13 protein-coding genes are annotated in these 15,382 nt (G+C 67.0%); 5 read left to right on the top strand and 8 right to left on the bottom strand.

What is annotated here, in order from left to right; genetic code table 11:
• Window positions 1-68 precede the first annotated feature (68 nt).
• Window positions 69-1,706, top strand: a complete 1,638-nt coding sequence (locus ACZK5G_RS16595; protein WP_049398306.1) for an acyl-CoA dehydrogenase family protein — start codon at window positions 69-71, stop codon at window positions 1,704-1,706.
• 308 nt (window positions 1,707-2,014) lie between these two features.
• Here ACZK5G_RS16595 and ACZK5G_RS16590 read toward each other — a convergent pair whose 3' ends face one another.
• From ACZK5G_RS16590 to ACZK5G_RS16580, 3 genes are all read right to left on the bottom strand, one after another.
• Entirely contained in the window at window positions 2,015-2,425 is a 411-nt protein-coding gene (locus tag ACZK5G_RS16590; RefSeq protein ID WP_014647982.1) for a hypothetical protein, read from the bottom strand.
• A 157-nt stretch (window positions 2,426-2,582) separates the two neighbouring features.
• Window positions 2,583-2,924 carry a hypothetical protein gene (locus tag ACZK5G_RS16585; protein ID WP_004153024.1) on the bottom strand — a complete coding sequence of 114 codons (342 nt, stop codon included), beginning with the start codon at window positions 2,922-2,924 and terminating at the stop codon, window positions 2,583-2,585.
• A 124-nt stretch (window positions 2,925-3,048) separates the two neighbouring features.
• Window positions 3,049-4,224 (bottom strand): thiolase family protein, encoded by a 1,176-nt coding sequence (locus tag ACZK5G_RS16580; protein ID WP_032129351.1) that lies wholly within the window; start codon window positions 4,222-4,224, stop codon window positions 3,049-3,051.
• Between the two features lie 183 nt (window positions 4,225-4,407).
• On the opposite strand from ACZK5G_RS16580, the gene ACZK5G_RS16575 reads away from it, so the two are divergent.
• Window positions 4,408-7,248 carry a S8 family serine peptidase gene (locus tag ACZK5G_RS16575; RefSeq protein WP_182266504.1) on the top strand — a complete coding sequence of 947 codons (2,841 nt, stop codon included), beginning with the start codon at window positions 4,408-4,410 and terminating at the stop codon, window positions 7,246-7,248.
• 44 nt (window positions 7,249-7,292) lie between these two features.
• Here ACZK5G_RS16575 and ACZK5G_RS16570 read toward each other — a convergent pair whose 3' ends face one another.
• Window positions 7,293-8,390, bottom strand: coding sequence for a Glu/Leu/Phe/Val dehydrogenase dimerization domain-containing protein (locus ACZK5G_RS16570; protein ID WP_010482852.1), 1,098 nt, complete (start codon window positions 8,388-8,390; stop codon window positions 7,293-7,295).
• A gap of 278 nt (window positions 8,391-8,668) precedes the next feature.
• On the opposite strand from ACZK5G_RS16570, the gene ACZK5G_RS16565 reads away from it, so the two are divergent.
• The gene (locus ACZK5G_RS16565; RefSeq protein ID WP_478464114.1) at window positions 8,669-9,745 is read left to right on the top strand and encodes an HDOD domain-containing protein; all 1,077 of its coding nucleotides are present in this window, start codon (window positions 8,669-8,671) and stop codon (window positions 9,743-9,745) included.
• Window positions 9,746-9,748: 3 nt separating this feature from the next.
• Here ACZK5G_RS16565 and ACZK5G_RS16560 read toward each other — a convergent pair whose 3' ends face one another.
• The 3 genes from ACZK5G_RS16560 to ACZK5G_RS16550 form a co-directional block, all read right to left on the bottom strand.
• Window positions 9,749-11,314: a phospholipase D family protein gene (locus ACZK5G_RS16560; protein WP_478464112.1), complete on the bottom strand. Its 1,566-nt coding sequence runs from the start codon at window positions 11,312-11,314 to the stop codon at window positions 9,749-9,751.
• A 93-nt stretch (window positions 11,315-11,407) separates the two neighbouring features.
• Complete coding sequence (locus ACZK5G_RS16555; protein WP_032129355.1) at window positions 11,408-12,106, bottom strand: RNA pseudouridine synthase; 699 nt, start codon at window positions 12,104-12,106, stop codon at window positions 11,408-11,410.
• 47 nt (window positions 12,107-12,153) lie between these two features.
• Window positions 12,154-12,654 carry a M48 metallopeptidase family protein gene (locus ACZK5G_RS16550; protein ID WP_005414217.1) on the bottom strand — a complete coding sequence of 167 codons (501 nt, stop codon included), beginning with the start codon at window positions 12,652-12,654 and terminating at the stop codon, window positions 12,154-12,156.
• 62 nt (window positions 12,655-12,716) lie between these two features.
• Between ACZK5G_RS16550 and ACZK5G_RS16545 the strand changes: the two genes are divergently transcribed.
• Entirely contained in the window at window positions 12,717-13,274 is a 558-nt protein-coding gene (locus ACZK5G_RS16545) for a DUF2058 domain-containing protein (RefSeq protein ID WP_032129357.1), read from the top strand.
• A 159-nt stretch (window positions 13,275-13,433) separates the two neighbouring features.
• Window positions 13,434-13,700 carry a DksA/TraR family C4-type zinc finger protein gene (locus tag ACZK5G_RS16540; RefSeq protein ID WP_032129365.1) on the top strand — a complete coding sequence of 89 codons (267 nt, stop codon included), beginning with the start codon at window positions 13,434-13,436 and terminating at the stop codon, window positions 13,698-13,700.
• Between the two features lie 147 nt (window positions 13,701-13,847).
• Here the strand turns inward: ACZK5G_RS16540 and ACZK5G_RS16535 are convergent.
• Window positions 13,848-15,199 (bottom strand): IS3-like element ISStma2 family transposase gene (locus ACZK5G_RS16535; RefSeq protein ID WP_478463888.1). Its coding sequence is split into 2 segments (ribosomal slippage): window positions 13,848-14,752 and window positions 14,752-15,199, totalling 1,353 coding nucleotides; the frame shifts between segments, so codons are not numbered across the junction.
• Window positions 15,200-15,382: the final 183 nt, after the last annotated feature.

Here is a 15,382-nt window from a genome sequence, read left to right as displayed (position 1 = left end):
TGAACACGGGCTTGGCAGGCGATGCGGCACAATCGGGCCGCAGACCTCTTGCCGCCAGGATGGACCGGATGAGTGGACCCAGCTTCAGCAGCAACGCACCGTATGAAACCCATGTGGTGTTGAACCAGCCGCCGCCGTTCGCAGGGCGACAGTTGTGGACCGACGACGTGGCGCTGATGGAGGCCGTACAGCGCGAAGGCGCCGCCAGCTTCGCGCCGCGACTGGGTGTCTATGGTGCACTCGCCGGTGATGAACTGTACCGGCTGGGCTTCGATGCCAACCGTGATCGTCCGCGGCTGCGCACGCATGATGCACAGGGCCATCGCATCGACACCGTGGAGTTCCATCCGGCCTATCACCAGTTGATGGACACGGCAAAATCGCACGGCGTCGCTGGATTGTCCTGGCATGAGCCGCAGCCCGGCGCGCACGTGGCACGAGCGGTGTTGAGCTACCTGCATCACCAGGCCGAGGCGGGCACCAGCTGCCCGTTGACCATGACCCATGCGGCAGTGGCGGTACTGCATTCGCAGCCGCATCTGGCCGAGTGGGCGCGCAAGGCCGCTGCGCCGGTCTATGACCCGCGCGACGTGCCGGTGGCGGACAAGGCCGGCATCACCCTGGGCATGGGCATGACCGAGAAGCAGGGCGGCTCGGATGTCCGTGCCAACAGTACGCGCGCCGAACCGATCGATGGCGAGCGTTACCGTCTGGTCGGCCACAAGTGGTTCTTTTCCGCACCGATGTGCGATGGCTTCCTGGTGCTGGCGCAGGCGCCGGGAGGCCTGACCTGCCTGCTGATGCCGCGCCGGCTGGCCGATGGTGACCGCAATGCGTTCCGGTTGATGCGGCTGAAGGACAAGCTCGGCGATTGGGCCAACGCTTCCAGTGAGGTCGAGTTCTGCGGCGCACAGGCATGGCGCGTGGGCGAAGAGGGGCGCGGCGTGGCCACCATCATCGGCATGGTGATGATGACCCGCCTGGACTGCATGCTGGGTGCAGCGGCGGAGATGCGCATGGCGCTGGCGCAGGCGCTGCACCACGCACGTCATCGACGTACCTTCGGCAAGCTGCTGGTCGAGCACCCGCTGATGACCAACGTGCTGGCTGATCTGGCGCTGGAGTCGGAAGCGGCCACGGTGTTGGCGATGCGGATCGCGCGCGCGGTGGATCGCGCCGGTGTGGATGCCAATGAAGCCGCGATGGCGCGGTTGGGGACGGCGCTGGGCAAGTACTGGCTGTGCAAGCGCGCGCCGGCCTTTGTCAATGAAGCGCAGGAATGCCTGGGCGGAGCGGGCTACGTGGAGGAGTCGATGCTGCCGCGCCTGTACCGGCAGGCACCGTTGAATTCGATCTGGGAGGGCAGCGGCAACATCCAGTGCCTGGATGTGCTGCGTGCGCTGGCGCGCGAACCGGAGGCGATGGCGGCGCTGCGCGGTGAGCTGGCATCGGTGGCTGACCGTGATGGGCGCTATGCAGCGGCATTGCAGCGTTGGGCAGCGGCACCGCCACCGGAGGAAGCGCAGGCGCGGCTGTTCTGCGAGCGCACTGCGCTGCTGCTGCAGGCGGCGCTGCTGCTGCGTGCGCGCAGCCCGATGGCGGAGGCATTCGTGCGTAGCCGGCTGGAAGGGGAGCACGGGCTGGCGTTCGGGACGCTGCCGGCGGGGGTGGAGCTGACGGCGATGCTGGCGCGCGCGCTGCCGTAGGAGGCGGCCAACGGCGGAGCCCCTCGTGGTGGGCGCTGATACTGATGGGTGGGCCGCGCGGGTAGATCGCGCAGGGGGCGCTGCAAGTACGTCCATGTAAGCTCGGGCGCGCCATCCATGGCGCTTACGCCCCTGCGCAACCTACCCGCGCGTCCGTGGACACTTTCCGTACGCGTCCAGCACGGAATCAACAGAAAGAGCAGAGAGCGAAAAGCAGAAAAGCCGCGGCAGTGCCGCGGCTTTTCCTGTGCAGCCGAGCCGATGCTCGGCTGGTCGGTAGCGCCGGGCCATGCCCGGCGAACGAACCGTTAGTGCTTGGCTTCTTCCTTGGCGGCGTTGGCCTTGGCGTCATTGGCGACATCGCGGGCCTTGTCGGCGACCTTCTGTGCGGCGTTCGCAGTGGCGTCGCTGGCATGTGCGGCGGCATCGGTTGCGGCGTCCTTGGCCTTGTCGGCGGCGTTGGCGGTGGCGTCTGCAGCCTTGTCCAGCGCCTGCTGGGTATCGGCGGCGGCCTGCTCGGACGCGGCAGCGGTCTTGTCGGCGGCGTCGCGGGTGGCTTCGGCGGCCTTGTCCACGGCGTCACGGGCGGCAGCGCCTGCGCTGTCGGCAGCCTGCTGTGCGTCCTGCTTGGCCTGTTCGGCTTCCGGGCCCTTGCAGGCGGCCAGGGCCAGCAGCAGGGAGGCGGCCAGCAGGGTGGTGGTGATCGGACGAATCTTCATGGCGGTCTCCGGTACTGCAATGGATGGGGACGCCAGCCTATTCATGCCGTTGTGAAGACGGGGTCGCGATGCAGCGGCTCAGTCGCGCGCATTCGAAAAAAGAAAAAGCCGCTGGCGAACCAGCGGCTTTTCCAGAACAGCGTGAAGAAAGAAGTTATTACTTCTTGGCTTCTTCAGCAGCGTCCTTGGCCTTCTCAGCGGTGCCTTCAGCAGCCTTGGCAGCGTCAGCAGCGGCGCCGGCAGCGGCGTCGGTGGCAGCAGCGCCAGCCTGGGCAGCAGCGTCAACCGAAGCGTCAGCAGCGGTGGCGGCGGTGTCAGCGGCCTGCTGGGCAGCGTCGGCGGTCTGGGCGCCAGCAGCGGCGGCCTGGTCGGCAGCAGCCTGGGCTTCGGTGGCGGCTTCGTTGGCCGAAGCAGCGGCGTCCTGGGCAGCTTCCTGCTTCGAGCAGGCGGCCAGGGCCAGAGCCAGGGACATCGCGACCAGCAGCTTGTTGATGCTCATTGTGTGAATCCTCGTCGTTAGAATTAGGCAACGCGCATGCTGCGCGCCGACAACATGATGACAAGCCAAGATTGGGTGTCAAGCGATCCCGCATTCATTTTTGCGAAATCATCGTTAAATCTTTTTAAATCAATTCGATGGCGATTGCGGTTGCTTCGCCGCCGCCGATGCACAGGGTGGCAATGCCGCGCTTGCCACCGCGCGTGCGCAGGGCGTTGACCAAGGTCACCACCAGGCGTGCACCGGAGGCACCGATCGGATGGCCCAGCGCGCAGGCACCGCCATTCACGTTGAGCTTGTCGTGCGGGATGCCCAGTTCGCGCATCGGCGCCATTGCGACCACGGCAAAAGCCTCGTTGATTTCGAACAGGTCGACCTGGTCCAGCGACCAGCCGGTCTTGTCCAGCAGCGTGTGCAGCGCGCCGATCGGGGCGGTGGTGAACCACTCCGGCTCCTGCGAATGGGTCGCGTGGCCGACGATGCGCGCCAGCGGGGTGATGCCGCGAGCGGCTGCATCTTCCTCGGTCAGCAGGACCACTGCAGCAGCGCCGTCGGAGATGCTGGAGGAACTGGCGGCGGTGACGCTGCCGTCCTTCTTGAAGGCCGGGCGCAGGGTCGGGATCTTGGCGATGTCCGAGCGGCCCGGCTGCTCGTCGGTGGCGACCTCGACCTCGCCCTTGCGGGTGGCGACCTTCACCGCGACGATTTCATCGGCGAACGCACCGTTGGCCTGCGCCGCCTGCGCGCGCTTGACCGATTCGATGGCGTAGGCGTCCTGCTCTTCGCGGCTGAACTGGTATTTGTCCACGGCGCATTCGGCGAATTCACCCATCGCCTTGCCGTCATAAGCGTTGACCAGGCCATCGTGGGCCATGTGATCGACCGCCTGGAAGTTGCCGAAGCGGTTGCCGGTGCGCGAGTTCGGCAGCATGTGCGGCGCGTTGGACATCGATTCCATGCCGCCGGCGACAACGATGCTGGCCGAACCGGCCTTGATCAGGTCATGACCGAGCATGATGGTCTTCATGCCCGAGCCGCACACCTTGTTCAGCGTGGTGGCACCGGTCGACAGCGGGATGCCGGCAGCGATCGCCGCCTGGCGGGCGGGCGCCTGGCCGAGGTTGGCCGGCAGCACGCAGCCCATGAGGACTTCGGAAACGTCGCTGGCCGGGATGCCCGACTGTTCCAGGGCGGCAGCGATGGCGGCCGCGCCGAGGGTCGGGGTCGGCACGCCGTTGAACTGGCCGAGGAAGGAGCCGATGGCGGTGCGCTTGGCGGCGGCGATGACGATGTTGGACATGGCAATCTCGTTGATGCGTAAGCAATGTTCGGAAAGGAGACCGGGGGCCGTTGGATGTGCCCCGGTTTCCCGGCAGACTGCGTGGGGGTCGACCCAAGTATAGAGGGTCGGGGAGGGCCGCCGCTGGGCGCGGCCGCACGCCTGCCGGGATGAAGGCAGGACAACGTTCATGGGAAGGAATCGATGGAACGCACGATGATGGTGAGGTCTGCCCTGGGAACCGCGCTGGTGGTAGCGCTGACGGCCTGTGGTGGAGGTGGCGGGGGCGGCAACGTGCGCATCGATACCCCGCCACCACCGCCGCCACCGACTACCCCGCCACCGACGACGCCACCCCCGGTCAAACCGCAGGAGCCGGCCTTCGACGCGCATCTGTCAGTCACCAATGCGCGCGCCGCACAGGCTGCCGGCCTGACCGGCCAGAACGTGCGCATCGGCATCGTCGACTCCGGCGTGCAGCGCAATGCGGTGGCGTTGAATGGCCGGGTGCTGGCCAACCTCAACTACATCGATCCGGCCAGGAACAATCTGGGTGTCGATGATGTGGTCGGCCACGGCACCGCCGTGGCCAGCCTCGCCGCCGGCGCGGCAACGGGCTCCTGGCCGGGTGGCATCGCGCCAAAGGCGCAGATCGTGTCGGCACGGATCATTGCCGACAAGCCGCCCGTCGATGACGGCAGCGGCAAGGGCAATTCCTTCAGCGGCCCGCTGGGCGTGGCCCAGGTCCACCAGGACCTGATCAGCTACAACGTGAAGGTGATGAACAATTCGTGGGGCGGCCTGTACTGGACCGACCTGCCGACCACCGCGCAGGTGGCCGCCGAATATCGCCCCTTCGTGATCAACCATGGCGGGCTGGTGGTGTTCGCCGCGGGCAATGACGGCCGCAGCGAGCCGAGCAGCCTGGCCGCACTGCCCAGCCAGCAGGGCGTGGCCGGCACGCTGCCGGCTGCCGACCTGGAGCGCGGCTGGCTGGTGGCCACCGCCGTGGATCCGTATGCGCCCGGTACGCTGGCCAGCTATGCCAATGCCTGTGGCCAGGCGGCCCGCTACTGCCTGGCGGCGCCCGGCAGCGCGGTCTACCCCGATGCCAACGGTGGCAGCTACTACTGGAACTACGGCACGTCATTCGCGGCGCCCTTGATTTCCGGTGCGGCGGCGCTGGTCTGGGAGCGCTTCCCGTACTTCAGCAACGATCTGGTGCGGCAGACCCTGCTGGGTACCGCCAAGGACATCGGTGCGCCGGGCGTGGATCCGGTGTTCGGCTACGGCCTGCTCGACATCGGTCGTGCGATCAACGGTCCGGGTCGTTTCGACTGGGGTGATGTGGTCGCCAACGTGGATCTGGCCTCGACCGGCTCGGCGTGGCGCAACGATATCGTCGGCAGCGGCGGGCTGGTCAAGCAGGGCGGGGGCACCCTGGTGCTGGCCGGCAACAACAGCTACACCGGTGCCACCCGCATCGAACGCGGCATCCTGTCGCTGCAGAACGGTGGCGTGATCCGTTCCAACGTGACCATCCTCGGCCAGTCCGATCCGGATTCGACCGGCCTGCAGTTCAATGGCGGCACGCCCCGCGTGATCGGCAATGTGGTCAACGGCAGCAGCGTATTCCTCACCACCGGCAACACCACCGGCACCATCGAGGGCAACTACACCCAGCAGGCCGGCGCACAGTTGATGATCGCACTGGGCGCCAATGCGCTGCAGGTCACCGGCAATGCCGCCATCGACGGTGGCGTGCGCGTGCATGGCTTCGTTTCCGGCTACGTGCCACAGAACGGCAGCCGGCAGGACCTGATCCATGCGGCAGGCGGACTCAGCGGCACCTTCAGTACGCCGGCTACCTCCAGCGGCCTGCAGGGGCTGTCATTGCTGCAGAGCAGCTACGGCTATGACAGCAACAACGCGTGGTTGAACCTGACCCAGGTCAGCGTCACCGCAGCGGCCAGCGGGCTGGGGGCGTCCGCCCAGGCGGCAGCACAGCGCCTGGAAGGTGCATTCGCAGCGCTGGACAAAAACACAGGCCTGCAGGGATCGGCCTTTGGTGCAGCGGCCGGTGCCCTGCAGTGGACCGGCGGTGGCCCGCAGGGCCTGGCCGCCAGCCTGCAGAGCCTGTCCGGTCAAGCGCATGCGCGAGCCGAAGCAGCGACCTTCGACAGCATCGACATGTCGCGGCGTGCGATCGCCGAGCGCTTTGATCGTGTACAGGCCGCACCGCGCCTGCGCGGGAGCTGGCAGAGCGCGCTGGGTGAGGCGGGGCAGGGCAGCTTCGCCGGCAACGCTGCCGACAGCCGGGGCTGGATGGCCGGCCAGGATCTGCCACTGGGCAGCAACGGCCTGATGGGCGTGGCGTTTGGCGAGACCCGCAGCACTGGTGGCAGCAGTTTCGGCGGTGATCGTGGGCGTGATCGCCAGGCGCAGGCACAGTTGTATGCCGGCTGGAATCTGGGACGTGGCTACGCGCTGGCCCAGGTGGGGAGCGGACAGTTCACCCGCGCGCTGGATCGTCAGCTGCTGCTCGGTGCGGGTGCCTATGGCGTCTCCGCGCGGTACGGCGGCCGTTTCAGCAGTGCCAGCGTGGAGGGCGGGTACCGGCTGGGGCGTGCGGGCGCATCGATGACGCCCTACGTCGGTGCCAGCACCACGCGTGTGGAGACCGACGCCTTCAATGAACTCGGCGGCTTTGGTTTCGGCCTGCGGGGCGATGCCAACCGCGTGCAGCGCAGCCAGATGCTGGCCGGTATCCGCGGCGAGCGCGGCTGGGGGCGTTGGACGCTGCGTGGGCATGCCGAATGGCAGCAACGGCTTGATGGTGCGGATGCGGACTGGCAGGCCAGTTTCGTCGGCGTCGATGCCTGGGCGCCGTTGGCGGGCTGGAACGCGCCGCGCGGCAGTGCGTTGATCGGCGTGGCGCTGGAATCGTGGTGGGGCCGCAATGGCCGCCTGAGCCTGGGCTTTGACCAGCGCGTTGGTGGCGAAGGTGCGCGGCAGGCCGCCTTGCGCTACAGCACCGGCTTCTGAAGGACGGCTCGCGCCGGGTCATGCCCGGCGCGACATCGGCGGGTTCAACCGCCGCGCAGGTTGCCCAGGCGCGGGGTGCTGCGGCCCAGCGGCATCTTCAGCTTGCCGATCGACAGGATGCGGCTTTCGGCGATGCGGTCGGCGGCACGCTGCGGCGCGATGTTCTCGCGCTGCGACAGTTCGAAGATGCGGGTGAGGTTGTGGTAGATGCTGCGGATCAGGCGCATTGCGCGTTCGCGGTTGTAACCGTCGATCTCCAGCGACACGTTCATCACGCCACCGGCGTTGACTGCATAGTCCGGCGCATACAGGATGCCGCGCGCATGCAGCTCGTCGCCGATCTCCAGGCTCGACAGCTGGTTGTTGGCGGTGCCGCAGATGATCTTCGCCTTGATCCGCGGCAGCGTGTCGGCGTTGATCGCACCTTCCAGCGCGCACGGTGCGAACACGTCGGCGTTCACCTCGTGGATCTCATCCGGTTTGACCGCTTCGGCGCCGAAATCGCTGACCGCGCGATCAACCAGCGCGCTGTCCAGGTCGGTGACGTACAGCTTGGCACCGCGGTCGCGCAGCAGCTTCACCAGTTCCATGCCGATGTGGCCCAGACCCTGCACGGCGATGCTGGTCTTGCCCACTTCCTCATGGCCGAACTTGAAGCGCATCGACGCCATCAGTGCCTGCAGCGCACCGTAGGCGGTGAACGGGGCGGGATCGCCGGAGCCACCATGGACCTGGTGCACGCCGGTCACGAACTGGCTTTCCAGGTAGATGTTCTCCATGTCGTTGACGTCGGTTCCGACGTCCTCGGCGGTGATGTAGCGCCCGCCCAGCGAATCGACATAGCGGCCGAAGGCACGGAACAGCACCTCGGTCTTGTCCACTTTGGGGTCGCCGATGATCACCGCCTTGCCGCCACCCACGTTGAGGCCGGCCAGTGCATTCTTGTAGGTCATCGTCCGGCTCAGCCGCAGCGCATCGGCCAGCGCCTCGTCGGTGCTGGCGTAGGGGCGCATGCGCACGCCGCCCAGGGCCGGGCCGAGGGTGGTGTTGTGGATGGCGATGATCGCCTTCAGGCCGGCGTCGTGGTTGTGGCAGAACACCACCTGTTCGTGGCCGGTGGTGGCGAGGGTTTCGAATAGCATGGCGTCTCCGATGGCGCGATCAGCGGCGAACTGCAGCGAACGGCCAGTGAACGGTAGGGTCCCAAAACAAAAAAAGCGACGTCGTCGGTGCAGGGGGACGGGTCGCGCGGCGCCATTCTAGTCCATTCCCCCGGCCGGTGCCGTCGACATCGGTGGCCTTCCGGTTAAAGAAGATGAAAGTTCGGCCGATGCTGCGACGACGGCGGGTGGCCGGATTCGCGTGAAGAGGCAGGGCGGTCAGTGACGGCAAGGGCACCACAACGACAGGGCGGGCGGCGATGACGCCGGCCTGGTGGCGATCACTGCGTGGCTGGCTGGCGCGCTCGACCGGGACGGCACCGTCCCGGTTGGCGGCGGCGTCGCGGCAGGCGGTGGCGGCGGCTGCGGCCAGCCTGCAGGGCGAGGCTCTGCCCTCGGCCGAGATCGCTGCACATCTGCAGCGTGGCCTGCATGCACTGGCCCTGTACCCGCGCCTGGCCGGTGAATCCACGGCGGTGCAGGCCGCGGGGTTGGGCGAGGCGGTGGCGCGCGCGCTGCAGGACCGGGACTGGGCGGCCCGTCAGCTGCCGCGCCGCCCGCAACTGCTGCCGCAGCTGATCCAGACGGTCAACGACGATGCTGCGTCGGCGCGGGTGATGGCGGCGATCATCGGCCAGGACCCGGTGCTGACCGGCAACCTGCTGCGCATCGCCAACAGCCCGGCCTACAAGGTGCACGAGCGCCCGGTGGAAAGCCTGCAGCGGGCGGTGACGCTGGTCGGTACCGAAGGCGTGCGACAGATCATCAGCGCAGTTCTGGTGCAGCCGGTGATGCAGGTGCAGTGCGGGGTGTTTCCGCAGTTCAGCACGATCATCTGGGAGCACGCACTGCTGGCCTCGCGCGCAGCCGCTGACCACGCGCGCACGGTCACTTTCGGCGATGCCTTCGCCGCCCAGTGGCTGGGCCTGGTACAGGGGCTGGGGGCCGCGCTGGTGATGCGCCAGCTGCTGCAGGAAGCGCAGGCACGAGATGAAACGGTGGAACCGGCGCTGGCGCTGCAGCTGCTCCAGCAGTGGTCGCTGCCGTTGGCGCAACGCGTGGCCGCGGCCTGGGAGCTGCCTGAGCCGGTGCACCAGGCGCTGGCGCCCGAGGCGGATGGCCCGCTGGCCGACAGCCTGCGCCTGGCCAGCGCGGCCGCAGCGGCCAGCCTGCTGTGCCGGCACGGACATGCCAGCCAGAGCCGCATGCTGGCCCTGCTTGAACAGTTGCCTTCGGCGCCGCCGCATGCGCTGCGCTGGATCTGGCGGCGCCTGCATGGGCGCAGCGTGGAAACACGGGATGACGCCGGACAGGAAGAGGCGGGTCCTGCGCCCTGAGCGCTACAGCTGCGATTCCACCGGCAGCCAGCTGATCACCCGCGCGGTCCAGCGCTTGCCCAGGCTGGCCCCGGGTTCGGCCTCCACCCAGTGCGGCGGTGGCTGCCGCTGCAGCCAGCGCAGGTCATCATCGCGCCCCAGCGCCAGCCACCAGCTGTGCTCCGGGCCGGCCAGGCGCAGGTACTCGTCGCGCAGCTGTGCACCGAGCGCCGGGTCATCGAACAGCACGCCCATTTCGGTATTGAGGTAGGCCGAACGTGGGTCGAGGTTGAACGAACCGACGAAACCGCGGCGGTCATCGACCACGAATGCCTTGGTGTGCAGGCTGGCGCCGCTGCTGCCGAACAGGCTGGCATCCAGCTGGCCGTGTGCCTTCAGTTCGTACAGCTGCACGCCGGCCTTCAGCAGCGGCACCCGGTAGCCCATGTAGCCGCCGTGTACCGCTGCCACATCGTTGGCGGCCAGTGAGTTGGTCACCACGCCCACCTGCGCGCCGCGTGCGGCCAGCGCCGACAGCGCCTCGACCCCATCGTAGCCGGGCACGAAGTAGGGCGAGATCAACAGCGCACTGCGCCGCGTGCTGCGCAACTCGTCGCTGAGACGGCTGACCAGCCAGCCGCGGCGATCGTCATCGCGGTGCTTCATCGGCGGATCGGAAGCGATGCGCACGTTCGCGCTCCAGTGCAGCGGTTCCGGGCTGGGCCGCTGCAGCGCGCGCGACTCGGCCACGCGTTGCAGGTAGGGCTGTGCCTTGGCATGCATGGCATCCAGGTCCGACTGCCGTACCAGCTGCTGCAACTGTGCATCGGTATACGAGGCCAGTGCGGAAATCGGGATCGCCGTGCTGCTGTTCCAGTAGTCGTCGAAGATCTGGTTGGCCTGCTGCACGGCGGGGCCGGCCACCACCAGATCCAGGTCCTGGAAGTTCACATCGTCGCGCGCGCTGAAGTATTCCTCGCCGATGTTGCGGCCACCGACGATCGCGATGCGGCCGTCGGCGATCCAGCTCTTGTTGTGCATGCGGTGGTTCACGCTGAAAGCGCGTTGCACCAGCTCCAGCGTGCGCGCGATGCCGCTGCGGTTGCGGAACGGGTTGTACAGGCGGATCTCGATGTTCGGATGCGCATCGAGTGCCATCATCAGCGCGTCCTTGTCCTTGGCGTTCATGTCGTCAAGCAGGATGCGCACGCGCACGCCGCGCTCGGCGGCGTCGTACAGCGCCTTGGCCATCAGATGGCCGATCAGGTCGTCGTGCCAGATGTAGTACTGCAGGTCCAGGCTGCGGCCTGCGTGCGCGGTGATCATCGCGCGCGCGGCGAAGGCATCCATGCCATCACTGAGGAACGCCACGCCGGACTGCCCGGGGTGTGCGTCCTGCAGCGGCACGATCTGCTGGTCGATGCGGGTCTGCGCCGGCTGCAGTGGCAGCACATGCGAAGGTGCGCCCTGTGCCTGCGGGGTGAGGTGGTCGGCCAGCAGCAGCCCGGACAGGACCAGCAGCAACAGCGCGGCGAGGATGATCGCAGCGACGCGCAGCAGGCGTCGCCACAGGGGCTTGGGCAGGCTCATGCCCCGATGGTAGATCCACGCCGTGCGTGGATGAAAGCCAATAGACCCGCTGCAGTAGATCCACGCCATGCGTGGATGGCAGGGACTTCGCGGTCAGAACCGCTCGTCGCTGCCCAGATAACGCCACTGCCCCGCAGGCAGCGGTCCCAGTGCCACGCGGCCAATCCGCAGCCGACGCACGGCCGCGACCTGCAGGCCGGCAGCGGTGACCGCCACGCGCAGGCCCTTGGCCGTCAGGCCCTTGCCGGCGAAGCGCAGGCGCTGCTCGCTCTGCCAGCTGACCTTGGCGCCGCCCGATTCCTGCTGCAGCCGCGCCATCAGCCACGGGCCGCGCTCGGGACCGCCTTCGGCCACTTCGATCAGGTATTCCTGTTCGGTGCGGCCCAGATTGCGCTGCAGATGGGCCAGCGTGGCCGGGTCCTGGCTGACCACCACCAGGCCGCTGTCGCTGGCCGGAAGCGAGGCGGCCAGCTGCAGGCCGTGGAAGTGACGCTGAAGCGGACGGATGTCGCTGGCATCAAGTTCGCTGCGGCTGTCACTGCTGACCAGCGCGCACAGGGTTTCAGCGGCAACGCCTGCCGGCTTGTGCAGCAGCATGCTGACCCGCTCGGCCTTTTCATCACTGGCCTGCTCGGCCACGACGATCACCGCGCTGTCATCGACCGGGCGCTGCGGCTGCTCGACCACCTCGCCATTGACGCTGACCCAGCCGCCTTCGATGTAGCGCCGCGCTTCACCGCGCGGGATGCCGAGCAGGGCGGACAGGCGTTTGTCGAGACGGATCGGTTCCATGGCGGAAAGGTCAGGCAGGGGGCGCGCAGTGTAGCCGCTGCGGCCGGTCAGCGCTGGCCGCGGTTGGCCAGCTCGGTCAGGTACAGGCGGGTATCGAACTCCAGCTGCAGGTACTCCGGCTCCATGTGCTGGCACAGCTGGTAGAAGGCCTTGTTGTGATCGGCTTCCTTCAGGTGGGCCAGTTCATGCACCACGATCATGCGCAGGAACGCCGCTGGTGCCTGGCGGAACACGGTGGCGATGCGGATCTCGCGGCTGGCCTTGAGGCGACCGCCGTGCACGCGGGAGATGGCGGTATGGGTGCCCAGCGCATGCTTGATCACTTCCAGCGTGTTGTCGTAGCAGACCTTGTTGAGCGGCACCGACTTGCGCAGGTAGCGGTCCTTCAGCTCCTGCGTGTAGTCGTACAGCTGGCGGTCGCTGCGCACCTCGTGCGGATCGGGATAGCGCTGCTGCAGCCAGGGGCCGAGCTTGCCCTGCGCCAGTAGTTCACTGACCTGGGCGACCAGGGGTTCGGGATAGCCGGTGAGGTACTTCAGGACTGCCATGCAGGGGCGGCGGGGCGTCGGTAGAATGGGGCATCCAAGATTACACGCGGTACGCATCGACCATGGCAAAGCCCAACGCGCTGCAGGAACAATTGCTCAAGGCCGGCCTGGCCAAGAAGTCGCAGGCCAGCGCTGCCGCGAGCGCGCAGGCCAAGGCCCGGCAGGGCAAGGCCGAATCGACCTCGGCCGATGTCCAGCGCGAGGCTGAACGGGCCCGCGCCGAGAAGGTCGAGCGCGACCGCGCACTGGCCGCCGAGCGCAATGCCCAGGCCAGGCAGGCTGAACAGAAGGCCCAGGCCCGGCAGATCATCACGGCCCATGCCGTGCCTCACAAGGGCGACGACGAGTACCGCTTCAGCGATGGCGCGGCGATCCGCACCCTGCTGATCGACCCCAAGCTGCGCAAGGCGCTGTCGGTGGGCGTGCTGGTCATCGTTGCCCACGGCGAGGGCTACGCCCTGCTGCCGCGCGCCGCTGCCGAAAAAGTGCGTGAACGCGCCCCGGAGGCGATCATCGTCGACCACGGCCAGCCGGGCTCGACCGCCGAGATCTCCACCGGCAATGCCGAGGACGACGCCTACTACGCGCAGTTCCAGGTGCCGGACGACCTGGTCTGGTAAGCAAAAAGGGGACGGAGGGGATTAAGCCGCAAATGGCCTGATCCGGCCCGTCTGCCTTCTGCTCGGCTTGCTGAAGGCCCGCCGGTCATGGCCCGGCGCTACCGTTTACTGCGCGGTGTAGCGTCCCCATATCAGGCGACACACCTGCGGAGGATGGCCATGGCCACCGGTTGGGCGGGAGACGGCGCGGTCCAGGACCAGATCGACGCCACCGTCGACGATGCGATCGCCCGCGCGCGGCGCCAGCTGCGCGAGGGGCCTGGTCTGGAACATTGTGAGGAATGCGACGCGCCGATCCCGTTGGCGCGGCGCCAGGCCGTGCCCGGGGTACGGCTGTGCGTGGCGTGCCAGCAGGCGCATGATGACGAAGCGCAGGCGCATGCCGGCTACAACCGGCGCGGCAGCAAGGACAGCCAGCTGAGGTAAGGGGTGTTTTATTGCAGGGCTGCGCCCTGCACCTGCAGAAGCAACGTCAACATCAAAGGCTGGCATTCCGTGGGTTGGCAGGGCGGTGTCGGAGTGCGGGGACGCCGTGAACCCGTCCATGAAGTGACCCCCGAGACTTGGACGGGGTCAGGCGGCCGATTGGGCCTGCTCCCGGTACTTTACCGGGCTCAGACCTTTCAGTTTCAGTTTGATGCGCTCTTCGTTGTAGTACTGGATGTATTCCACCAGCCCAGCTTCCAGACTCTCGATGCTGTCAAAGCTGTTCAGGTAGAAGAATTCCGACTTCAGCGTCCCAAAGAAGCTCTCCATCGCCGCATTGTCCAGGCAGTTGCCGCGCCGGGACATGCTTTGTTTCAACGAGTGCTTTTCCAGCATGTGCCGGTAGTTTTCATGCTGGTACTGCCAGCCCTGGTCGGAGTGGATCATGGGGCGCTCATCCGGGGGAAGCTTCTTGATGGCCTCCTCCAGCATTTGGCCCACCAGATCAAATACGGGCCGACGCTTGATCTGATAAGCCACGATTTCACCGTTGTAGAGGTCCATGATCGGCGACAGGTACAGCTTCATGCCCTGCACCTTGAACTCGGTCACGTCAGTCACCCACTTCTGGTTGGGGCGCTCGGCATGGAACTGGCGATTGAGGTCATTGCCAACCACAACATTGGCCGCCCCCTTGAAGGCCTGGTAGCGCTTCACACGCACCCGCGATTTCAGTCCCATCTCCCCCATCAGGCGCTGAACCCGCTTGTGATTGGTCCGATGACCCTGATTGGCCAATTCCAGCGTCACCGTGCGATAGCCATAGCGCCCTTGGCTTTGATCGTAGATTGCACGGATGCGCTCGCACAGGGCTGCCTCATCCTGATCCGGATGGGCCAGGACATGGTTCTGGTAATAGAACGTACTGCGTGACAGCTCAGCTGCTTCGAGCAGAAGCGACAGCGTATGAACCTGCCTCAATCCCTGGACGGCTTGCGCTTTGCGTCCTGCGCCGCCTGCTCTTCCCGGATCAAGGCATCGAGTTTTTTTAGGTAGTCGGTCTCCGCACGCAGATAGGCGACTTCCTTGAGCAGCTCATCGCGGCTCATATCCTCAGGTGGCTTGGACGAACGGGTCTTTTTCATCGGCTTTCGGGGCGGCGGCGGAGGGGGTGCCAACGCTTGGGCACCGCCTTGAGCATACAGGCGCCGCCATCGCCCCACCGCGCCGGCATCGCCAATTTGAAAGTAGGTGGTGGCCTCCCGCCCGGACATGCCGTCCTGGCTCATTTTCTCCAGGACAGCCAGTTTGAACGGGAGGTCATAGGACCGGGCATGGCGATGAAATCCCCGCCAACCATGCAGCCGATAGGTCGCCACCCAGCGCCTGACCGTGGAGAACTCCAGGCCGTGGCGACGGGCAATGGCTTTGACCGATGTGGAGGTCTTGCAGGCCTCTTTGGCGACCTGCAGTTTGAAACGCGCGTCGTATTTGTTCATGTATCCCTCGGGGTTGGATCTGGTGTCCAACTCCCGGGGGTCACTTCACCATGGGGGCTTGGCCGCGGCATCCATGCCGCGGACACCCCGCACTTCGACACCGCCCCGCCTCTGACAGATTTCCGCGATCTGTTGGAACCCGCTGCTGATGCCGACCGTTGGTCGGCACGGGGTCGGATTCAA

Source organism: Stenotrophomonas sp. 62841_Sma (genome assembly GCF_056482945.1).
Note: the sequence above shows the minus strand (reverse complement) of the source record. Positions and strands in the feature narration are given on the sequence as shown.